This window comes from Nitrospira sp. (genome assembly GCA_035968315.1).
Lineage (GTDB): Bacteria > Nitrospirota > Nitrospiria > Nitrospirales > Nitrospiraceae > Nitrospira_D.
The window spans coordinates 149,224-170,546 of record JAVYIN010000003.1 but is presented as its reverse complement, the minus strand read 5'-3'; the positions used below and the strand labels follow the sequence as shown (position 1 = coordinate 170,546).

The window sequence follows — 21,323 nt, the reverse complement described above, 5'->3', positions numbered from 1 at the left end:
GGCGCTTTTGATAAGATGACGGTCGGAGGTGCCAGTGCCGCGCTTTACGCTTGAAGCCCCCTTTAAACCCTGTGGCCATCAGCCCGAGGCCATTGCCAAGCTGACCGCCGGTATTCAGGCGGGAACAAAACATCAAGTCCTCTTGGGCGTCACGGGGTCCGGCAAGACCTTTACGATGGCCAACCTGATCGAACGGGTGCAAAAGCCCACGCTGGTCCTTGTCCATAATAAGACGCTGGCCGGGCAGCTCTATCAGGAGTTCAAGCAGTTTTTTCCCCACAATGCCGTCGAATACTTCATCAGCTATTACGACTATTACCAGCCCGAAGCCTACATTCCTCAGAGCGATACCTATATTGCCAAGGATGCGTCGATCAACGACGCGATCGATCAGATGCGCCACTCGGCGACCCGGTCGCTGCTTGAGCGCAACGACGTGGTGATTGTGTCGTCGGTGTCCTGCATCTACGGCCTGGGGTCGCCGGAGATTTATCACGGGATGCTGCTCTATCTGGAAGAAGGGATGGAGATTCGCCGCGAGAAGATGCTGGCCAAGCTGGTCGAGATTCAATATGCCAGGAACGACGTGGATTTTCACAGGGGAACTTTCCGTGCGCGCGGCGATGTGATCGAGATTTTTCCGGCCTCCAATGAAGCGGTTTCGGTCAGGGTCGAATTGTTCGGCGACGTGATCGACGCCATTCATGAAATCGATCCCTTAACCGGGAAGTCACTGGGCAAGTTGCCCAAAGTGCCGATCTATCCGAACACGCACTACCTGATCGCGCCAGACCGGTATGAGCGAGCCATCACGGGGATCGAGGAAGAGCTGGAGGAGCGCATCCTCTATTTCAAGAAACACAATCAGTTGGTTGAAGCCCAGCGGATTGCGCAGCGCACGAAGTTCGACCTCGAAATGATTCGGGCGATGGGGTATTGCCACGGGATTGAAAATTACTCCCGCCATCTCAGCGGGCGCGCTCTCGGCGAGGCGCCGCCGACGCTGCTGGACTATTTCCCCAAAGAATTTTTAATGATCATCGACGAGTCGCACGCGACGGTCTCGCAAGTCGGCGGGATGTACGAAGGCGACTACTCCCGGAAGCGCACGTTAGTGGACTATGGGTTTCGATTGCCGTCGGCGGTGGACAATCGTCCGCTCAAGTTTCAGGAGTTTGAACGGATTCTGAATCAGGTGGTGTATGTGTCGGCCACCCCCGGCAAGTACGAACTTGAGCATGCGGGGGGCGAGGTGGTTGAGCAGATCATTCGTCCGACCGGCTTGATGGATCCCTCGATCGAGGTGCAGCCTGCAAAGGGGCAGGTCGATCATTTATTGGGTGAGGTGCGCAAGGAGACGGCCAAGGGGGGCCGGGTGCTGGCGACGACGCTGACCAAGCGGATGGCCGAGGATCTCACGGAGTATTATCACGATTTAGGCGTGAGGGTGCGGTATCTCCATTCCGACATCAAGACGCTGGAACGGGCGGAGATCATCCGCGATCTGCGCCGAGGGGTGTTCGATGTGCTGGTGGGGATCAATCTCTTGCGCGAAGGCTTGGATTTGCCGGAAGTGAGCCTGGTGGCCATTCTGGATGCCGATAAGGAAGGCTATTTGAGATCCTACCGCTCGTTGATCCAGACAGCCGGCCGCGCGGCCCGCCATGTCGAAGGGCGGGTGATTTTTTACGGCGATACCGTGACGCAATCCATGAAAGTTGCCATGGAGGAGACCGTTCGGCGGCGTCGCATTCAGGCCGACTACAATCAGGCTCATGGCATTACGCCGGAAAGCATCAAGAAAGAGATTCCTGCCTTGGAATATGCCGTGGCGGAGCTGGATTACGTTCAGCTGGATCTGGCCGCGGACTCAACGGAGCCCTATGGCAAGGACGAGTCCTCCGATCAGATGATTCAGCGGTTGGAGAAGGAGATGAAGGCTGCGGCCAAAGAGCTGGCGTTCGAGCGTGCGGCGGATCTACGGAATCGAATCAGGGCATTGCGGTTGAAAGACTTGGAGGTGCCGCGCGCGCCGCTGTGACCTCTCTCCGCCAGCGCTCGGCTACACGTGCTTGTAGAGGTAGACGCCGATGAACATGCCGAGAATGCTCAGTAAATTGACCTTGATATTAAACCCAAGTGTGAGTTTGAGGAGCACGAGATCGATGGTTAGGGGAGGGTCAATCCCAGGAGAGAAATGAGTGGAGAAAATGCTCTGAATATTCCCTTGCGGGGCCATTACATGGAGAATTTCTCCAAGAATTCCGCCCATGAGCCCGCCAATGAGCACGAAGATTAGAAGGACCCAAGGGGATTTTCTCACGCGCGAGTCACCACTCCAGAGGGGGATTGTGTCATACTGCTGTTGCGGCCACCATATCGAAAGGGGCCGAGTCTGTCAATAAATCCGATTGCTTGCGTCCCTTGACAGTCCCTTGCCCATTTCTATACACTGCCCGATGCTCTTTTGCTAGATTTTTCGAGGCGATCGGAGATCTGGGCGTAGGACTTCGGTGGCCTTTTTCTTTGTGACGTGATGCTGGATGCGCTGAGCGATAAGTTTGAGAAGATTCTGAAGAAGCTTCGCGGGCAGGGTGTGCTCACGGAGCAAAATATTACCGAGGCCTTGAAGGAGGTCCGCCTGGCTCTGCTCGAGGCGGACGTGAACTTCAAGATCGTCAAAGACTTTATTGAACGCGTCCGGCAAAAAGCCGTCGGGCAGGAAGTGCTCCAGAGCCTGACGCCTGGACATCAGGTCGTCAAGGTTGTCTGGGACGAACTGTGCGAGATGATGGGCCGCGAGCGGGCCGGCCTTGCCCTCCACTCCACGCCGCCGACCGTGGTGATGATGGTCGGGCTGCAGGGTGCCGGGAAGACGACGACGTGTGGAAAGCTGGCGCGGCTCTTCAAGGGGCAGGGGAAGCGGGTCTTGTTGGTCGCCGCCGATCCTCGTCGGCCGGCAGCCGGCGATCAGCTGAGCAGTCTCGGCCGGGATCTCGGAATCGACGTTCACCGGATCGATCATGCGCAGGCCACGCAGGCGGATGTGGTGCGAATCTGCCAGGCGGGCGTGGAGCGAGGGCGGGAACAGGGTTTTGATCTGGTCGTGCTCGATACCGGTGGGCGGCTCCACATCGACGATGAACTGATGGGGGAGCTTGTCGCCGTCAAGACGGCGGTGCTGCCTCAGGAAGTGCTGCTCGTTGCCGATGCCATGACGGGCCAAGATGCGGTCACCATGGCCAGCCAATTCGATCAGAAGGTGGGTCTGACCGGGGTCATTCTGACGAAGGTGGAAGGTGATGCGCGCGGCGGCGCGGTCCTGTCCATCCGCGCGGTGACGGGCAAGCCGATCAAGTTTCTGGGAGTGGGCGAAAAGCTCGATGCGTTGGAGGTGTTCCATCCGGACCGGATGGCATCTCGCATTCTCGGGATGGGCGATGTCCTCTCGTTGATCGAGAAGGCGCAAGCGACTTTTACGCAGGAGCAGGCCGAAGAGGCACAGCAGCGGCTGACCAGCAACACCTTTACGCTGGAAGATTTTCGCAAGCAGCTGAACCAGATGAACAAGCTGGGGTCGCTGGAGCAGATTCTCGGCATGCTGCCGGGCGGACAAAAGCTGGTGAGCGCGCTCGAGAACGAAAAGCCCGAACGCGAAATGAAGCGGGTGTCGGCCATGATCGATTCGATGACGGCGCGCGAGCGGCGTGATCATACGATCATCAACGGCAGCCGGAAGAAGCGGATTGCGCGCGGCAGCGGGGCCAGCGTGCAGGATGTGAACCGGTTGATCAAGCAGTTCTTGTCAGCCAAGAAGCTGGCGAAAGCCATGACCGGCGCAGGCGGGCGGCGGCAGTTGGCCCAGCTGATGCGGTCGATGTAGGCATCGGCGGCGATCGAAGAGTGTCAAGGCAGTTAACGGGTTTTCTTAAAGGAGGGTAGCTGTGGCAGTTCATCTCAGACTCGCTCGGACAGGCAGACATAAGCGGCCGATGTATCGGCTGGTGGCGGCGGATTCCCGCAAAGCCCGTGATGGACGGTTTTTGGAAATTCTGGGGATCTTCGATCCGCTCAAGGAACAAGGGCTTCCTGAGTTGAAGCAGGAGCGCGTGCTTACCTGGTTGCATCAGGGCGCCCAGCCTTCCGTCACGGTGCGCACGTTGTTGCGGCGTGCCGGTGTGTGGAAGCAGTTTGAAGCCGAGAAGGCCGCCAAGAAGAAGGTCTAGGACGTCCCATGGTCGGACAGGCCGAGACGGTGACAGTCGGGCGGATTGAGCGGCCTTTTGGAGTGAAGGGTGAGGTGAAGGTTCGTTCGCTCAGTGATGTTCCCCGTCGCATTGAGACGCTGGGCCAGGTGAGCGTGCTCGCCACCAGCGGAAAGATCTGGGACACCCGCGTGACCCATGTGCGTCGCACGGGAACGGGGTTCATCGTCGGACTGGACGGACTGACGACTCCTGAAGATGCCGCGATGTGGCGCGGAGGGTTGATTCAGATCCCGCGCGGTACGGCGCCGGCGTTGCCCGATGGGCAATATTATGAGTGCGATCTGATCGGCCTTCACGTGCAGGACGAGCAGGGGCACGGACTCGGACGGCTCGACGATATCTGGGAATTGCCGGGCAATCATGTCTTTGTTGTGCATGATGGGACGAGGGAGACGTTGATTCCTGCGGCCAAGGATTTGATCGTAGGGGTCGATCTCGAGCAGGGTGTGATGACGGTGCGGATGGTCGAAGGATTGGGAGCCTGACATGTTGCGGGTCGATGTGCTCACGCTGTTCCCCGAGATGATCGTGCAAGCGGTGGGGCACAGCATGCTCAAGCGGGCGCAGGAGAAGGGGCTGCTGACCGTCCAGGTGCACAACCTTCGCGACTATACGCTGGACCGGCACAAAGTGGCCGACGATGTGCCCTATGGCGGTGGCGCCGGCATGGTCATGAAAGCGGAGCCGATTCTGCGGGCCGTCGATGCGCTGCGTGAGCAGGCCCGGGCGGACGGCGAGGAGATCCGGCTCGTGTTTCCGTCGCCGCAAGGCCGGCCCTTCACGCAGGATCAGGCGCGCGGGCTGGCGGCCGAGCAGCGCCGGATCGTCATTCTCTGCGGGCATTATGAAGGGGTGGATGAGCGCGTGCGCGAAGCGCTGCAGCCGGAAGAAGTGTCGGTCGGCGATTATGTCTTGACAGGCGGTGAGTTGCCGGCATTGGTGTTGATCGATGCCGCAACACGATTGGTGCCCGGTGTGCTGGGGGATCCCGAATCGGCGGTGGAGGAATCCTTCTCCGATGCGCTGCTGGAGTATCCGCATTACACCAGACCGGCGGAGGTGCGGGGCCTGCGTGTCCCCGAGGTGCTGCTCTCCGGCCACCATGAAGCTATTCGCCTTTGGCGGCGGAAACAGGCGTTGCGCCGGACTTCTGTCTGGCGTCCGGATCTCATTCGGGATCGAAGCCTGAGCAGTGAGGATCAACGGTTATTGAACGAGATTATTAGCGAGGGTGTTTCGACGACGCCCGTTCGATGTGGGGAGGAGGGGTAGAAGCATGAATCGGTTAGAGCGCATTCAGCAGTCATTGACGAAGAAGGTGATGCCCAAGTTTGAAATCGGGGATACCGTTCGTGTCCACGTAAAAGTCGTGGAAGGCGAAAAAGAGCGCATCCAGGTCTACGAAGGGGCGGTCATCGCCCGCAAAGGGGCCTTGAATACGGAAATGTTCACGGTGCGCAAGGTGTCGTATGGTGTCGGCGTCGAGCGTATGTTCCCGGTGCACTCACCGATCGTGACGAAGGTTGATGTGGTTCGGCAAGGGCGTGTCCGCCGTGCCAAGCTCTATTATCTTCGTGCCAAGAAGGGCAAGTTCGCCAAGCTCGAAGAGCGTGAATTTGTCGGCGCGGGGAAGGCGGCGGCAAAGACGGAAGCGGTCGAGGCCTAGGTTTCTCTGCGGTCTGACGGCGCGCGCATATGCAAGACCTCTGAGCCGGTCGCACTAATCGGAGGGCATGCCGGTGGGACCCACCGAGGAGTTTGAGCAAGAAGCCCGGCGATGCGGCTATCGTCGCATCGCCGGCGTGGATGAGGCCGGACGGGGCCCATTGGCCGGGCCGGTCGTTGCCGCCGCTGTAATCCTGCCCGTTCGTTGCCGCCTTGCCGGCATCGATGATTCCAAACAGCTCTCCGCCGGCGAGCGGGAGCGTCTCTATACCGCCATCCTTGAGCGGGCCGTGGGCGTGGGTGTGGGGGCTGCCTCACCCCAAGAAATCGATCAGATGAATATTCTCGAAGCGACCAGGCTGGCCATGGGCCGCGCCGTTGCGGCGCTCCATCCTGCTCCTGACTTCGTCTTGATCGACGCGGTGTCGCTGCCGCACCTGCCTCTGCCTGTTCGGCCCATTATCAAAGGCGATGCCCTGTCTCTGTCGATTGCGGCAGCGTCCATCGTGGCGAAAGTGACGCGGGACCGCCTGATGGCGGAGTATCACCAAACCTATCCGCACTACAATTTTCTGTCCCATAAAGGATATGGGACAGAGGAGCATCTGGCGTGTCTGGCCCGGTATGGCCCCTGTCCTATCCACCGGCAGACCTTTGCGCCGGTGGTTGATGCGAGACAGCGGATAGGGGTTGGGTCCCATGAGCCTGCCATGGAGGTGTTTCAATAAATGGGAACAGCAATGACGACCGGCGATCCGCGCCATCAATTCGGCCAGGCCAGCGAAGCCCGCGCGGAGGCGTTTTTGCGCCAAAAAGGGTACCGAATTCTCGAACGGAATCTGCGGACGTCGTTGGGGGAGCTGGATTTGGTGGCGGAGGAGGCGGGGGTGCTGGTTTTTGTCGAAGTAAAGGCGCGGACGATGGGTGCATTCGGCGGGGCCTTGCTGGCCGTGGATCGCCGCAAGCAAGCGAAACTGATTCGCCTGGCTTCGCAGTATCTTGCCCAGCGTCATCTGATGGATCGAGCGTGCCGATTTGACGTGGTGTTGGTCCAAGGGGAGGCGGATGCGCCGTTTCAGGTCGAACACATTGAGAATGCGTTCGATGCGTCCGATCAGGCATCGCGGTAGGGGGCGCCGGTAGAGCAATTATATGGACGCCATGATTCAGCTCATCCATGTGTCGAAGTCCTACGAGCGCCGGCCGGCGCTTTCGGATGTGACCTTCGAAGTCGAGAAAGGCGAATTCGTGCTCTTGATGGGGCCGAGCGGCGCGGGGAAATCCACGCTGCTGCGGATGCTGATCGGGGCCGAGCAGCCGGATGACGGCCAGATTTTTGTTCAAGGGAAAAACGTCACCAAGCTCACACGGTCCGAAGTGCCCTACCTGCGGAGAAAAGTCGGATCGGTGTTTCAAGACTTCCGTCTGCTGCCGAAGAAATCTGTCTTTGACAATGTCGCGTTGCCGCTGATCGTCCAGGGTGTGCCGTCCGTCGATATTCGACGAAAAGTCGCGGAGGCGTTGCGGGCCGTCGGTGTGGAGCATAAAAAGGACCAATGGCCGACCAGTCTGTCGGCCGGTGAACAGCAGCGGGTGTGCATTGCCAGGGCGATTGTCAATGGCCCCATCGTGTTGTTGGCGGACGAGCCGACCGGGAATCTCGATCCGCAATTGACCGGGGAAATCGTCGAACTGTTCAAGCTGATTAATGCGCGGGGGACGACGGTCATTGTCTCAACCCACGATCCGCACGTCATGGCGCTGGTCAATCGGCGGGTGATTACGCTTCAGCAGGGGGTGATGGTCCCGGCATCCGAGCAGCGGGTGGGTGTATGAGGTCCTTGTCGTACCTGTTCCGTGAAGCCTGGGCGAATATGCGGATCAATCGGACCACGACGGTGGTGGCGATCCTGACCACCGCCTTTACGCTGGCCTGCGTCGGAATTTTCCTTCTTCTGTACGTCAATCTTCGGAGCGCCGCCGGCTGGCTGCAAGACGATATCAAGATCATGGTGTATCTGGACGAACGGCTGACGCGCGAGGGGGCGAGCGAGCTGGAAGGCCGGCTCAAGGCCGACCGGATGGTGGCGGGGACTCTGTTTATTTCAAAGGAGCAGGCGCTGAGCGAGTTTCGAGCCCAGTTTCCCGCCGACTCCCACTTGCTCGAAGGACTGGGCGAAAATCCGCTTCCGGCGTCGTTTGTCGTGACGCTGGCCGCGCAGTATCGCGCTCCCGATGCGGTCAAGCGCTGGACAGAACGAGTCCGGACCATGCCGGGGGTGGCGAAGGTCGACTATAATCAAGAATGGATCGATGCCTTGGCCGGATTGATCCACTATATCGAACTGATCGCGATCGGCGTGGGCGTGATTCTTTCCGCGGCGGCGGTGACGATCATCGGCAATACCATCCGGCTCACGTTGGTTTCCCGCCGGGAGGAGATTGAAATCTTGCGCTTAATCGGGGCGACCCGGTCGTTCATCCGGATTCCCTACCTGTTGGAGGGCGCGGTCTTGGGGGCCTGCGGCAGCGCGTTGTCCCTGGCCATTCTCAAGGGCGGGTTCGAGCTGTTTCGCCAACAGATCTCGACCACCGGGCCATTGCGTGGGATCGAAACCCTGATTGCGTTCTTCCCGGCGTCGGTCTGCCTGGCGCTCATCCTGGTGGGAATCGTGCTGGGGATCGCGGGGAGTTTTGTGTCGCTTCGACGATTCGGAGATGGACGGACATGATTCGTCGGCTGCTTCCAATCATTGCTTGCGGGTTCGTTCTCTGGGGATCGGTGATTTCTCCGGCGTTGGCCGCAAGCGATCCCATTGCGGAAAAGATCGAGCGCGAACGGAAGACGCTGGAGCAGCTGAAGGACAAGATCGAGGAAAAGCGGAAGCGAGCCGAAGAGGCCGAGAAAAAACGCGAGTCCGTGCTCCAGGGGATCCAATCGCTCGACGAACGGTTGGTGCGCACCCGGCAGGAGCATCAGGAGATCAATAAAAAGCTTCGGAAGAAAGACCGCGAGATCGAGACCATTACCGAGCAGCTCAGGATCATGCGGGGCGGGATTCAGGAGCGCCGCGATGCCATCCTGGCACGATTGCGGGTGCAATATATGGAAGGCCGCGGGGGGTATCTCAAAACGCTGCTGGCTTCGGACTCCTACGGCGATGTGCAGCGCCGGATGCAGTATCTCTCGGCCGTTTCGCAGAAAGACTTTGAGCTGCTCGGAAGCTTTCGCGCCGATGTGGCCAGCATGGAGCAGATCGAGCGGCAACGGGCCGAGGCCAGAGCGGGCATGATGATCTACAAGGAAAGCACCGAGAAGAAGCTGGCCGATATCCGGGGGCTGCAGAAGGAAAAGAAGGTTTATCTCACGAAGATCACCCAGGAAAAGGAATCCTTCAGCCGTGCCGCGGAAGAATTGGAACGGTCTGCGGCCAGGGTGGACAGCCTGTTGCACGAGTTGGAGACCAGGCGCCGGGCGCTCGCGATGCGTCCGCCGACGGCGCCGATGGTCCCGCGCGGAACGAAAGGGGCCTTGCCTTGGCCGGCCGATGGGCAGGTGGTGTCGTTTTTCGGCCGGCAGAAGCATCCGACCTTTAATACCTATGTGCAGCGGAAAGGGATTGAAATCCGGACCACCGAGGGCAGTTTCATCCATTCGGTGATGCCGGGCACCGTGGTCTATGCGGACTGGTTGAAAGGCTATGGACTGGTTATAATCGTAGATCATACGAATGGGTTGTTCTCGCTCTATGCCCACGCGGCGAAGATTTTGGCCAAAGTCGGGGAGCAGGTGGCCCAAGGGCATCCGATCGGAGAAACCGGAGATACGGGCATGATCGGCGAAAATACTCTATACTTTGAGTTGCGAGAAGGGACGGAAGCGGTCGATCCGCTCCAGTGGCTGGCCCGGCGATAACGATAGGCCGGAGTATTGATTCGTGCGCATCTGAGGGAAGACGGTTCGGAATTCGGAAGGAAAGGATAGACGTACTATGGAACAGCAGCCGCGGCGAAAGTCTTGGGTGATCGGGCCGATGATCGTGCTGGCCCTCCTGTGCGGGGTGCTCATCGGCAAGGGCTGGGAGCGGACCGGCCACGCGAGCGAGACCTATGAGGAGCTCAAGACCTTTTCGGAAGTGCTGAATCAGGTGCAACGGCATTATGTCGATGAGACGAAAACCAAGGAACTCGTGCAGGGCGCGATCCGGGGCATGCTGGCTACGCTCGATCCGCATTCCGCCTACATGACCCCCGAGATGTATAAGGAAATGCAGGTGGAGACGAAGGGGGAGTTCGGCGGCGTGGGGATCCAGATCGGCGTGAAGGACAGCCGGCTGGCGGTCATTGCGCCGATCGAAGGCACGCCGGCGCAGCGCGCAGGCATCAAGGCCGGCGACTTCATCGTGAAAGTGAATGACGACACGACCAAGGACCTCACGCTGATGGATGCCGTGGCGAAGATGCGGGGTCCCAAAGGGACGAAGGTGAATCTCACGATTCAACGCGAGGGGACTCCCGATCCGCTCGTGTTTACGCTGGTGCGCGATACCATCAAGATCGAGAGCGTGAAGTCGAAAGTCATCGACAATCTTGGCTACGTGCGCCTCACGCAATTCCAGGAAGCGACGGGCCGGGACTTGGCCAAAGCGATCAAGCAATTCCGCGAGCAGAAAGTGCAGGGGGCGATTTTGGATTTGCGCAACAACCCCGGCGGTTTGCTGACGGCGGCGGTCGATGTGTCGGAGCAATTTCTCCCGAACGGCAAGCTCGTGGTGTTTACCAAGAGCCGGGAAGGGAAGAAGGACGAATGGTTCGCGAAATCCAAGGATCAGCTGGAAGAGTTGCCGGTCATCGTGATGGTAAATGAAGGGTCGGCCAGCGCGTCTGAAATCGTGGCCGGTGCGCTGCAAGACTATGGCCGAGCCGTGATTGTCGGGACGACGTCCTTTGGAAAGGGCTCTGTGCAGACCATTCTGCCCTTGGGCGATGGGTCAGGCCTCCGATTGACGACGGCGAAGTATTACACGCCAAAGGGCCGGTCGATTCAGTCTACCGGCATCACGCCGGATATCGTGGTGAAGCTGCCTGCGCCGTCCACTGCGAAAGACGGGAAGCCGGCCGAGAAAGAGCCGGATACCAAGGCGGTGAAGCCGCTGGTCGGAAAAGAGAAAGAGGCGCTGCCTCATTCCAATGGCAAGACCCCGGAGGAGGCAGGGGGCAAGGGTGGACCGGCACCGCAAGCGCCGCCGCTCGATAGCGCGGGCGATCCCTCGCTTGAGCAGGATGTGCAGCTCCAAAAAGCCGTGGAATTGCTCAAGAGCTGGAAGATCTTTAAAGAGATGAAAGTGTCCTAGCCCGGAAGGGGCTTGCGCTGTTGCCGAATGGCCTGGAGCAGCACCTCTTCCGATCCTGTGAAGCCCGGGATGGTTCGCAGGAGATGGGATTGGACGAGCTGCTCCAGGTCCGTGAGGGTCCGGATTCCCAGCCGGAGGTAGAGATAGCTCACCAGCGGGTCGGATAATCCCGGCAGCTGCGCCCAGCTTTTCACGTCAGGCGGGAGCGGCGTGATCAGTTCTTCGTAGGCGCGGATTTTTCCCGTCTCCAGAAATTCCCTGATTTTCCCAGCCAGATCTTTGCCGATCCCTTCGATGTCTTCCAGCGCGTTGCGCTGGGCCACCGCGCCGATCTCTTCTTCGAGGGCCAGAATGGATTCCGCCGCCTGGCGATAGGCCCGTACGCGATAGGGGTTGGCCCGTTGCGCCGCTAAGCGCGTGGCCATCGCTTGGAAGAGTTGCGCCAATTGTTGGTTCCGCGTGTGCAAGAGTCATGACTCCGGTTCTGGGTTGCGTGATATTGTGCGACGCCGGGCCCTCCGGAGACAAGGGGGCTTTGTTGACAAGGCGAATTCCGGTTTCATAGGATGACGGACGATGTCGAACGGAATACAGATTCACGTGAATGGCGAAGCGCGCGGGTGGCGGGCCGGCGGCACGATCGCGGATCTGCTGCAGGAACTCGCCATCAAGAATGAGCGCGTTGCGGTGGAATTGAATCTCGAAATTCTCGACCGGAAGGACTTCGGCCATCGCAGCTTGAAGGATGGCGACCGGGTGGAGATTCTGAGTTTCATCGGCGGCGGCTGCTGATTGAAGAGGAGTGCATCAATGGCGACGAACGATAGATTGACGATTGCCGGCCACGAGTTTCGCTCGCGTCTCTGGGTCGGGACGGGCAAATACAAAGATTTTGAGGAGACCAAGAAGGCCATCGAGGCCTCCGGAGCGGATGTGGTCACCGTCGCGGTGCGGCGGGTGAACATCACGGACCGGTCCAAAGAGAATCTCCTCGACTACATCGATCCCAAGAAGTACACGATTCTGCCGAACACGGCCGGCTGCTATACGGTGGAAGACGCCGTGCGCTACGCGCGACTGGCCAGGGCCGCCGGGGTGTCGGACCTGGTCAAGCTGGAAGTCCTGGGCGACGAACGGACTCTGTTCCCGGATACGGCCGGGTTGATCGAAGCGGCCAAGATCCTGATCAAGGAAGGGTTCATCGTGTTGCCCTACACGAACGACGATCCGATTGTCGCCAAGAAGCTGGTCGATATCGGTTGCCCGGCCGTCATGCCTCTGGCAGCCCCCATCGGGTCCGGTTTGGGGATCCGCAATCCGTACAATCTCAAGATCATCATGGAAACGGTGAAGGTGCCGATCATCGTCGATGCCGGAGTCGGGACGGCGTCGGATGCCGCGCTGGCGATGGAATATGGGGCTGATGCTGTCTTGATGAACACGGCGATTGCCGGCGCGCAGGATCCGATTATGATGGCCGAGGCCATGAAGTATGCGGTGGATGCCGGACGGTTGGCCTACAAGGCGGGCCGCATCCCGCGCAAGCTCTATGCAACGGCCAGCAGCCCGATCGAAGGGATGCTCTAAGAAACTGTGATTGGTGATGTGTGAAGCGGGCCGAGAGTGGAAGGAGTCTCATCACTGATCACCCGTCACCGATCACAATTTTATGCCTTCCGTTGATTTCCGTCTTCTCCTGGTGACCGACCGGGGCCAGGTGTGTGACGAATCGCTTTCCGGGGCTGTGCGGCTGGCCGTCGAGGCCGGGTTGCCGGCTGTGCAATTACGCGAGCGTGATCTGCCGACCGGCGATCTGCTGGCGTTAGCCCGAACGATCCACGACATCACGAAACCACGGGGCGTGCCGCTCCTGATCAATGACCGGGTCGATCTCGCGCTGGCCTTGGATCTCGACGGGGTCCATTTGCGGGCCAACAGTCTGCCGGTGTCGGTGGCGCGACGTCTCCTGGGCGGTCATCGTCTTCTGGGTGTCTCAACCCATTCCATTGATGAAGTGCGGCGGGCGAATGATGACGGCGCCGACTATGTGATTGTCGGGCCAGTCTTCGATACGCCGTCGAAGCGGGCGTTCGGCATGCCGTTGGGATTAGAGCGGCTGGCGGAAGCCTGCGGCGGTTCTTCGATTCCGGTGTTCGCGATCGGAGGCATCACGCGTGAACGGATCGCTGACGTGCGGCGTGCGGGTGCGTATGGGGTGGCCATGATCGGCGGGATTCTCGGCCGCCGGGATGTCGGCACGGCGACCGCAGAGATGTGCGCGGCGTTACGAGCATCATGACCGCGTCGGGAAGATGTGGTGCGCGCAGCTTCGAGTCGTCCAGTTGACCACCCCTAGGTCGGGTGTTAGAATCCGATCACTGGCTTGAAGGTGCGATTGCTCGCGGATGTTCAGCGTTGCAGCGAGTCGACCTATGGCGGATAAAAAGAGCGATTCGAGCCGGCTCCGGTCCCTCCGAGATTCCGTGAAGAAGATCACGAATCGGCTGTCAGAGGGGAATGCGGACGTGATTCACAAACACGAAGACCATGCCCGCGAAGTCGAAAAACTTCGCGTTCAAATTCAGTCGATGGAAGAAGAAATCCGTCGGCTGTATCAATCCCGCTACCAACTCGATCAAGCCACCAAACAGAACGACAAGCTCGTGGCGACCTTGCAGGAAGCGAAGGCGCACATCGAAGCGCTGCGCGCCGAAGTCGAAAAGCTCACGGCCCCGCCCTCGACCTACGCCATCTTCTCTTCGATGAACGAGGATGGAACGGGGAATGTGTTTATCTCCGGCCGCAAGATGAAGGTGAGCCTGCACCCAGCCATCAAGAGCCAGGCCTTGCGCCGTGGGCAGGAAGTCGTCCTCAACGAAGCGCTCAATGTCATCGAGACCAAAGGTTTCGAGGTGCAGGGCGAAGTGGTCCGGCTCAAGGATATGCTGGAGGGCAACCGCGCGCTGGTCACGCTGCATTTCGATGAAGAGAAGGTCGCGGAACTGGCCGATCCGCTCCTGGTCGAGCGGCTCAGCGTGGGCGACCATCTGCTCTATGATCCGCGCTCCGGCTATGTGGTCGAAAAGCTGCCCAAGTCGGAGGCCGAAGAGCTGGTCCTCGAAGAAGTGCCGGATGTGGACTACGAGCACATCGGCGGGCTGCAAAAGGAGCTTGAGCATGTGCGCGATGCCGTGGAGCTGCCCTTTCTCCATGCGGAGCTGTTTGCGGAATTCAAGCTGAGCGCTCCCAAAGGCGTGTTGCTCTATGGTCCTCCCGGTTGCGGGAAAACGTTGATCGCCAAGGCTGTGGCCAATTCCATCGCCAAGAAGCTGGGCCATCTCACCGGCAAGCAGATTCGGAGCTACTTTCTGCATGTGAAGGGGCCGGAGCTGCTCAATAAATATGTCGGCGAATCGGAACGGCAGGTGCGTGAAGTTTTTAAGAAGGCCAAAGAGCGGGCGGCCGATGGTAATCCCGTCATCGTGTTCTTCGACGAGATGGACGCGCTCTTCAGGACGCGCGGCACCGGGATTTCCTCCGACATCGAATCCACGATCGTGCCGCAGTTCCTGTCCGAGATCGACGGCGTCGAGCGGCTGCGGAACGTCATCGTGATTGGCGCGAGCAATCGGCAGGATCTGATCGACCCCGCCGTGCTGCGGGCGGGCCGTCTCGACGTCAAAGTCAAAGTCGGGCGTCCGGATGCGGCGGCGGCCCGGGATATTTTCTCGAAGTATCTTTCCGTCGAGCTGCCCTTTGCGCCGGAAGAGCTGGCGCAGCATGGCGGAGACCGGAACGCCCTCGTGGAGAAGTTTACGACGCTGACCGTCGAGACCATGTATGCCTCGACGGAAGAGAACAAGTTCATAGAAGTCACCTATGCCAACGGCGAAAAGGAAGTGCTGTACTTCAAGGATTTTGCCAGCGGCGCCTTGATCGAAGGCATCGTGTCCCGCGCGAAGAAATACGCGGTGAAGCGGGCGATCGCGCAGGAAGGGGTTGGGCTGCGGTCTGAGGATCTCGTCCGCGCCATCCGTGAAGAGTTCAAGGAGCACGAAGATCTTCCGAACACGACGAATCCCGACGACTGGGCAAAGGTGGCCGGCAAGAAGGGCGAGAAGATCGTGCATATCCGGACGATTAGCGGCGGCCCGGCCGAATCGCGGCAGATTGAAACCGTGACCACAGGCCACTACTTGTAGACGCTTCACCAATTTATGCAAGACCAGCCATCGACCAGCCTCCCCCGCGTCATCGGCACAGAAACGGAGTTCGGAATCGCCGCCAAGGAAGCGGCCGCGGCCGATCCTGTGTCGGGATCGATCGCGGCGATCGGCCATTACAAGGGGCTGCCGGCGCCCGACGCCATTTGGGACTATGAAAATGAAAACCCGTTGCTGGATGCCCGCGGGTTCGAGGTGGAGGGCGAACGGGAGCGGCCGAATCCGGACTACAATCGCCAGCTGAACAAGGTCTTGGCGAACGGCGGCCGGCTGTATGTGGATGGCGCGCATCCCGAGTATTCCATTCCGGAATGTTCCAATGCCAGAGAAGTCGTCGCGTTCGAGCGCGTCGGAGAGCGCATCCTGGCCCAGAGCCTCCAGGAATTGACGCGGGTGCGCGGGCGCGAGCAATACGTCCTCTACAAGAACAATTCCGACGGCAAGGGCAACAGTTACGGCTATCACGAGAATTATCTGGTGGCGCGCTCGGTGTCGTTCGATCAGATCGCGCGCGCCCTCGCGCCCTTCTTTGTGACCAGGCCCATTATCGCGGGCGCGGGGAAGGTCGGAGCGGAAAACCAGACAAGCCCCGCCGAGTACCAGATTTCACAACGGGCCGATTTTTTCGAATGTCTTCTTGATCTCAACACGATGGTCAAGCGGCCCATCATTAACACCAGGGATGAGCCGCATGCGGAATACAGCAAGTATCGGCGCCTGCATGTCATCGTGGGCGATGCCAACATGGCGGAGATTTCGACCTATCTGAAGGTCGGGACCTTGAGCATGGTGCTGGAGATGCTGGAGGCCGGGGCCGAGCTGCCGCAGATCGAGTTGGACGAGCCGGTTCGGGCGATCAAACAGGTCTCCCGCGATCTGGACATGAAGCAGACGATCAAGCTGGCCGGAGGGCGTCCGACGACGGCGGTGGCGGTTCAGCGCGCCTATCTTAATGCGGCGAAGACATTTTACGCCACGCACCGGCGCGATGAGGTGCAGCAGGATGTCTTGCGCCGGTGGGAGTCGGTGCTGGATCGTCTGGAAAAGGATCCGCGGCTGCTCGTGCGGGAGCTGGACTGGGTCGCCAAGCGCCACATGATCGAATCCTATATGGAGCGGAAGGGCTGTGGCTGGACGGATCCGCGGGCCAAGCTCATGGATTTGCAATATCATGACATCCGTCAGGAGAAGGGGCTGTTCTATACGCTGGAGCGGGGCAATCTGATCGAGCGGATCGTGAGCGAGGACGAGATCGTTCGGGCCGAGCACCTGCCGCCTCCCGGCACCAGGGCGTATTTCCGTGGCCGGTGTGTGAGCAAGTTCGCCACGTCGCTGTATGGCGTGAGCTGGACATCGGTCCTCTTCGATTTCGGGAATGCGACGATCACGCGCATTCCGCTCATGGATCCCAACCGGGGAACCGCCGCGCTGACGGGGCCGTTGCTGGAGAGCGCGGACAGCGCCGCGGCGTTGCTCGCGAAGTTGAAATCTTAATGTATCGGGAGCGTCCACACAGACTATGAAACTTCCCTATCTGCCGAATCACGACGAGCCGAGTTTCTTCGACTTTCTCTCACAGCACTATCCGGGGCTGACACTGGGGCGGACGGGGGCGGGGCCGCTGGGGAACCTGCAGGATCCCTCGCGCGCCGGGGGGCCGCTGTCGGTGCCGCATGCGACGACCGTGCTGGCGATTAAGTATCAGCAGGGCGTGGTGATTGCGGGCGACCGGCGGGCGACCGAAGGGTTTCAAATCGCCGACCGCCGGATCGAGAAAGTGTTCAAGATCGACGACTATTCCGCCATGGCCATCGCCGGCGCGGCCGGCCCCTGCATCGAGATGGCCAAGCTGTTTCAGACAGAACTGGAACATTACGAAAAACTGGAAGGGATGCCGCTCTCCTGCGAAGGCAAGGCCAATAAGCTCGGTCAAATGGTGAAGGCCAATCTGCCGATGGTGTTTCAGGGGTTGGTCGTCATGCCCTTGTATGTGGGATACGATCTCAAGCGCGGCGAGGGGCGCATTTTCAAATACGACATCACGGGAGGGCGGTACGAAGAGTCCGACTACCATGCGATTGGGTCAGGGGGGAAGGATGCGCGCAATACGATGCGCGAGCATTTCCAGCGGCAGCTCCCGGAGGCCGAGGCCCTCAAGCTGGCTCTGATGTCGCTCTACAACGCCGCCGATGACGACGTCGGGACAGGCGGACCTGATTTGGTGCGCGGCATCTATCCCACCGCGAAGTACGTCACCGCCAAGGGCATCGCCGATGTGCCGGACGACCGGATCCGTTCCGTGTTCGACGGATTGATTGCCACGCGCCGCTCGAAGGAGAGCTAGCCATGCCGATGCCCTATTACGTGTCTCCCGAGCAGATGATGCAGGACAAGGCGGAGTATGCCAAGAAGGGCATCGCCAAGGGCCGCTCCAGCATCGCCATGGAATATGCCGATGGGGTGCTGTTTACGGCGGACAATCCGAGCGCCTCGCTGCACAAGATTTCCGAAGTCTACGACAACATCGCTTTTGCCGGGGCCGGGAAGTACAGCGAGTTTGAAAATCTCCGCAAAGCCGGCATTCGCCATGCGGATCTCAAGGGCTTCATGTACAGCCGGGAGGATGTCACTGCCCGCTCGCTGGCCAACGGCTACTCCCAAAGCCTGGGCACGATCTTCAGCCAGGAGATGAAGCCGCTGGAAGTGGAGATTCTCGTGGTGCAGGTCGGGACGAACGGCCAGCCGAACGAAATCTACCGGATTTCATTCGACGGCAGCATCATCGACGAGAAATCGGTTGCGGTCATCGGCGGCAAGTCTGAGACGGTCCTCGCCGCCCTCAAAGAGAAGGCCACCGGCCAGCTGCCGTCGCTCAAGGCCGCATTGGGCTTTTGTGTCTCAGCTCTGGATCAGACCCCCAATCAGAAACTGACCCCCGAAGGCCTGGAAGTGGCTGTGCTCGAACGGTCCCGGCCCGGCCGCAAGTTCAGGCGCCTCACTCCCGTCGAAGTGCGGCAGCTCCTCTCTGCATAGCCAGGCGCGCGGTATTCCTCAGGCAAGTTGAACATCCTTCAATGGGCGTGTATTCTGTCTTTACGCCACATGCTATCTCCAGGCCCCATGAAGCACAGGATCTTCGGCCTCGAAAATGAGTACGGCCTGATCTTTTCGCCGAACGGGCGCATCTACCTGCCGATGGAGAAAGTCCTCGGCTACATCTTCGAAGGACTCATCCCCAATAGCTGGCCGTCCAACGCGTTTCTGGTGAACGGGGCGCGCTTTTACCAGGACACCGGCTGCCATCCCGAGTATTCGACTCCCGAATGCGACAACGTTCTTGACCTCGTGACCCATGACAAGGCCGGGGAGCGCTTGCTGGAAGCCTGTTTGCCGGCGGCGGAAGAACGCCTCCGCGAAGAAGGCCTGTCCGGCGAAATCTATATCTTCAAGAACAACACCGATTCACTGGGGAATACCTACGGGTGCCATGAAAACTTTCTGATGCGGCGGGATGTGGATTTTTGGAAAGTGACGGAGCAGCTGATCCCGTTTTTCGTGAGCCGGCAGGTCTATTCTGGCGCAGGCAAGGTGTTGAAGGTCTCCGGCAGGCCGCAGTACTTCATCTCGCAGCGCGCGCAGCACATTCATGAAAAGACCTCGTCTTCGACCACCTCCTCGCGCAGCATCATCAACACGCGGGACGAGCCGCATGCCGATGCCGAGCGCTATCGCCGGCTGCACATCATCGTCGGCGACTCCAACATGTCGGAGTTCGTCACCTATGTGAAAGTCGGCACGGCGGCGCTGATGCTCTCCATGATCGAAGAGGGCTATGTCGTCCATGGGATGGAACTCGAAGATCCGGTCAAGGCGATCCGCGAGATCTCCCGCGATCCCACGCTGAAAAAGAAAGTGAAGCTGGACGACGGCCGCCAGTTGACGGCCATCGAAATCCAGCGCGTGTATCTCGACCGGGCGCAGCAATATCTGGCGCAGCAGGAGCACGATCCGGTCCATGACGATGTGTTCCACAAGTGGGCCACGCTGCTCGATAAGCTGGAAGACGACCCCATGCAGCTGGTGCATCAGGTGGACTGGGTCGCCAAGAAGCATCTGATTCAATCCTATGTCGATAAGAAGGGCTGCGGCTGGGACGATCCCCGCGTGTACCTGCTCGATTTGCAATTCCATGATGTGAAGCGGACGCGCGGATTGTATTATCTGATGGAGTCCAAGGGGCTGATCGACCGGATGGTGGAAGAAGACGCGGTGCAGCGGGCCATGTCGAATCCGCCGCAGACGACCAGAGCAAAAGTGCGGGGGGACTTTATCCGGTTCGCCAGGGCGAAGAACCGGTCCTACACCGTCGATTGGACCTATCTCAAGTTGAACGGCTACTGGGAGGAAACGATTCTCTGCATGGATCCGTTCAGCTCGACCAATCGCCGGGTGGATGAGTTATTATCGCAAATGTCGGGATTGAGGTTCGGCCGATGAGGGGGATGATGCTGCCGGTGCAAGAGCGAACAGCCTATTTCAATGTTGAGCGGATGATCCTCGCGCTCATCGTCCTGCTAACCAGCATCTTTCCGGTCGAGCTGTTTCCCGGTTCGCTGCCGGCCCCCAAAGGGGTGGACGGGCAATACAGCGGCAAGCAAGGGCAGATCATCGTGGTGAAGGTGCCGGGCGGGGACGCGCTGGCTGACGTGCAAGGAACCTTCTTGGGCCGTACCGTGCCATTCTTTCCCGATCCTCGTCCAGGAGAGGCCCCGGGCTATGTTGGCCTGCTCGGGCTCGATCTGCAGGATGAGCCGGGGAATCATGAATTGGCGGTTGAGATCAAATCCGGTGAACAGACCAAGCACGCCAGTCTGAACGTCCTGGTGGTGAAAGAAAAGTTTCATGTCGAGCATTTGAAGCTGCCCAAGGACAAGGTCGATCTGGACGAAAAAGCCCTGGCGCGCTGGAAAGCGGAGCAGGAGCAGGTGAAGACCGCGCTGGCGACTGATTCACGGATGAAGCTCTGGCAGGGCACCTTTATCGAACCGGTCGGCGGCAAGCGAACCGGCATTTTCGGCAGCGTGCGGATCATGAATGGCCAGGCGAGAAATCCCCACAACGGCGAAGACATCGGCGCGCCGCTCGGGACGGACGTGCTGGCGACCAATGACGGCGTCGTGCGGCTGACCGTCGATCATATCTTCTCCGGCAAAGGCGTGTTTGTGGACCACGGCCTCGGGTTCTACTCCATGTACTTTCACTTGTCTGAGATAGCGGTGAAAGATGGGGATCTGGTGAAGGCGGGGCAGGTGGTCGGCAAAGTCGGCGCGACCGGAAGAGCCACCGGTCCGCATCTCCATTGGGGCGTGAAGCTCAACGGCGCCCGCGTGAATCCCTACGCGCTTCTCGATCTGCCATTCAAAGGCGCCGTGCAGCAGGCCGCTCCATCGCCGGTAGTCGAGCCGACATCCGGAGTAGGTTCACCGGCGCAGTAACCCTCAGCCCTATACAGGGACTGTCATGTTCGTTGTCGAATCCTCGTTATCCATGTTCAGGAGCGATACACGTCTTTGCGATTGCCGATTTTGACGACGAGGATAATCAATTCCTTGTCGCGGATCGTGTAGATGATACGGTAGTCGCCTTCTCGAATGCGATACAGATCGTCCTCTCCGGCGAGCTTCTTGACGCCTTGCGGGCGTGGGTTGTCTCGCAGTGAGGTGAGGCGTTTGACGAGCCGCTTCTGAATGGCCGGGGCAAAGGCTTTGAGTTGGCGTTCGGCCGGTGGGGAGAGGAGGATCGAATAGGCCATG

24 protein-coding genes are annotated in these 21,323 nt (G+C 59.7%); 21 read left to right on the top strand and 3 right to left on the bottom strand.

The genetic code is table 11. The features are described from left to right. The first annotated feature begins 34 nt into the window (after positions 1 to 34). Positions 35 to 2,041 carry an excinuclease ABC subunit UvrB gene (uvrB, locus tag RI101_02750; GenBank protein MEC4888957.1) on the top strand — a complete coding sequence of 669 codons (2,007 nt, stop codon included), beginning with the start codon at positions 35 to 37 and terminating at the stop codon, positions 2,039 to 2,041. A 21-nt stretch (positions 2,042 to 2,062) separates the two neighbouring features. Here the strand turns inward: uvrB and RI101_02745 are convergent, their stop codons facing one another. After that, complete coding sequence (locus tag RI101_02745; GenBank protein ID MEC4888956.1) at positions 2,063 to 2,272, bottom strand: DUF4321 domain-containing protein; 210 nt, start codon at positions 2,270 to 2,272, stop codon at positions 2,063 to 2,065. Between the two features lie 264 nt (positions 2,273 to 2,536). On the opposite strand from RI101_02745, the gene ffh reads away from it, so the two are divergent. From ffh to RI101_02690, 11 genes are all read left to right on the top strand, one after another. Continuing rightward, positions 2,537 to 3,883: a signal recognition particle protein gene (gene ffh / locus RI101_02740; protein MEC4888955.1), complete on the top strand. Its 1,347-nt coding sequence runs from the start codon at positions 2,537 to 2,539 to the stop codon at positions 3,881 to 3,883. A 61-nt stretch (positions 3,884 to 3,944) separates the two neighbouring features. Then, positions 3,945 to 4,226: a 30S ribosomal protein S16 gene (rpsP, locus tag RI101_02735; protein ID MEC4888954.1), complete on the top strand. Its 282-nt coding sequence runs from the start codon at positions 3,945 to 3,947 to the stop codon at positions 4,224 to 4,226. Positions 4,227 to 4,234: 8 nt separating this feature from the next. Next, complete coding sequence (gene rimM, locus RI101_02730; GenBank protein ID MEC4888953.1) at positions 4,235 to 4,753, top strand: ribosome maturation factor RimM; 519 nt, start codon at positions 4,235 to 4,237, stop codon at positions 4,751 to 4,753. Position 4,754: 1 nt separating this feature from the next. Continuing rightward, positions 4,755 to 5,540 (top strand): tRNA (guanosine(37)-N1)-methyltransferase TrmD, encoded by a 786-nt coding sequence (gene trmD / locus RI101_02725; GenBank protein MEC4888952.1) that lies wholly within the window; start codon positions 4,755 to 4,757, stop codon positions 5,538 to 5,540. A 4-nt stretch (positions 5,541 to 5,544) separates the two neighbouring features. Continuing rightward, positions 5,545 to 5,934 carry a 50S ribosomal protein L19 gene (gene rplS / locus RI101_02720; protein MEC4888951.1) on the top strand — a complete coding sequence of 130 codons (390 nt, stop codon included), beginning with the start codon at positions 5,545 to 5,547 and terminating at the stop codon, positions 5,932 to 5,934. A gap of 67 nt (positions 5,935 to 6,001) precedes the next feature. Beyond that, positions 6,002 to 6,661, top strand: coding sequence for a ribonuclease HII (locus RI101_02715; protein MEC4888950.1), 660 nt, complete (start codon positions 6,002 to 6,004; stop codon positions 6,659 to 6,661). Continuing rightward, complete coding sequence (locus RI101_02710; GenBank protein MEC4888949.1) at positions 6,662 to 7,063, top strand: YraN family protein; 402 nt, start codon at positions 6,662 to 6,664, stop codon at positions 7,061 to 7,063. A gap of 22 nt (positions 7,064 to 7,085) precedes the next feature. Beyond that, a complete protein-coding gene (gene ftsE, locus RI101_02705; protein ID MEC4888948.1) occupies positions 7,086 to 7,769 on the top strand; it encodes a cell division ATP-binding protein FtsE in 684 nt (227 codons plus the stop codon). Then, positions 7,766 to 8,665, top strand: a complete 900-nt coding sequence (ftsX, locus tag RI101_02700) for a permease-like cell division protein FtsX (protein ID MEC4888947.1) — start codon at positions 7,766 to 7,768, stop codon at positions 8,663 to 8,665. The genes ftsE and ftsX overlap by 4 nt, the downstream gene beginning before the upstream one ends. Continuing rightward, entirely contained in the window at positions 8,662 to 9,849 is a 1,188-nt protein-coding gene (locus RI101_02695) for a peptidoglycan DD-metalloendopeptidase family protein (GenBank protein MEC4888946.1), read from the top strand. Before ftsX ends, RI101_02695 begins: the two co-directional genes overlap by 4 nt. A 76-nt stretch (positions 9,850 to 9,925) precedes the next feature. Continuing rightward, a complete protein-coding gene (locus tag RI101_02690; GenBank protein MEC4888945.1) occupies positions 9,926 to 11,287 on the top strand; it encodes a S41 family peptidase in 1,362 nt (453 codons plus the stop codon). Here the strand turns inward: RI101_02690 and RI101_02685 are convergent. Then, on the bottom strand, positions 11,284 to 11,754 hold the full coding sequence (locus RI101_02685; protein MEC4888944.1) for a histidinol-phosphatase: 471 nt from the start codon (positions 11,752 to 11,754) through the stop codon (positions 11,284 to 11,286). The genes RI101_02690 and RI101_02685 overlap by 4 nt on opposite strands. A 109-nt stretch (positions 11,755 to 11,863) precedes the next feature. Between RI101_02685 and thiS the strand changes: the two genes are divergently transcribed. From thiS to RI101_02640, 9 genes are all read left to right on the top strand, one after another. Further along, positions 11,864 to 12,079, top strand: a complete 216-nt coding sequence (gene thiS / locus RI101_02680; protein MEC4888943.1) for a sulfur carrier protein ThiS — start codon at positions 11,864 to 11,866, stop codon at positions 12,077 to 12,079. 18 nt (positions 12,080 to 12,097) lie between these two features. Further along, positions 12,098 to 12,874 carry a thiazole synthase gene (locus tag RI101_02675; GenBank protein ID MEC4888942.1) on the top strand — a complete coding sequence of 259 codons (777 nt, stop codon included), beginning with the start codon at positions 12,098 to 12,100 and terminating at the stop codon, positions 12,872 to 12,874. Between the two features lie 82 nt (positions 12,875 to 12,956). After that, positions 12,957 to 13,586, top strand: coding sequence for a thiamine phosphate synthase (thiE, locus tag RI101_02670; protein ID MEC4888941.1), 630 nt, complete (start codon positions 12,957 to 12,959; stop codon positions 13,584 to 13,586). A gap of 133 nt (positions 13,587 to 13,719) precedes the next feature. Beyond that, complete coding sequence (arc, locus tag RI101_02665; protein ID MEC4888940.1) at positions 13,720 to 15,489, top strand: proteasome ATPase; 1,770 nt, start codon at positions 13,720 to 13,722, stop codon at positions 15,487 to 15,489. A 15-nt stretch (positions 15,490 to 15,504) separates the two neighbouring features. Next, positions 15,505 to 17,004, top strand: coding sequence for a depupylase/deamidase Dop (dop, locus tag RI101_02660; GenBank protein ID MEC4888939.1), 1,500 nt, complete (start codon positions 15,505 to 15,507; stop codon positions 17,002 to 17,004). 25 nt (positions 17,005 to 17,029) lie between these two features. Further along, positions 17,030 to 17,854, top strand: a complete 825-nt coding sequence (gene prcB / locus RI101_02655; protein ID MEC4888938.1) for a proteasome subunit beta — start codon at positions 17,030 to 17,032, stop codon at positions 17,852 to 17,854. A 2-nt stretch (positions 17,855 to 17,856) separates the two neighbouring features. Then, complete coding sequence (prcA, locus tag RI101_02650; protein ID MEC4888937.1) at positions 17,857 to 18,543, top strand: proteasome subunit alpha; 687 nt, start codon at positions 17,857 to 17,859, stop codon at positions 18,541 to 18,543. Between the two features lie 87 nt (positions 18,544 to 18,630). Beyond that, positions 18,631 to 20,007 (top strand): Pup--protein ligase, encoded by a 1,377-nt coding sequence (gene pafA / locus RI101_02645; GenBank protein MEC4888936.1) that lies wholly within the window; start codon positions 18,631 to 18,633, stop codon positions 20,005 to 20,007. Next, positions 20,004 to 21,005 carry a M23 family metallopeptidase gene (locus tag RI101_02640; GenBank protein MEC4888935.1) on the top strand — a complete coding sequence of 334 codons (1,002 nt, stop codon included), beginning with the start codon at positions 20,004 to 20,006 and terminating at the stop codon, positions 21,003 to 21,005. The genes pafA and RI101_02640 overlap by 4 nt, the downstream gene beginning before the upstream one ends. Positions 21,006 to 21,061: 56 nt before the next feature. On the opposite strand, the gene RI101_02635 is transcribed toward RI101_02640, so the two are convergent. After that, positions 21,062 to 21,322 carry a type II toxin-antitoxin system RelE/ParE family toxin gene (locus RI101_02635; protein ID MEC4888934.1) on the bottom strand — a complete coding sequence of 87 codons (261 nt, stop codon included), beginning with the start codon at positions 21,320 to 21,322 and terminating at the stop codon, positions 21,062 to 21,064. Position 21,323: the final 1 nt, after the last annotated feature.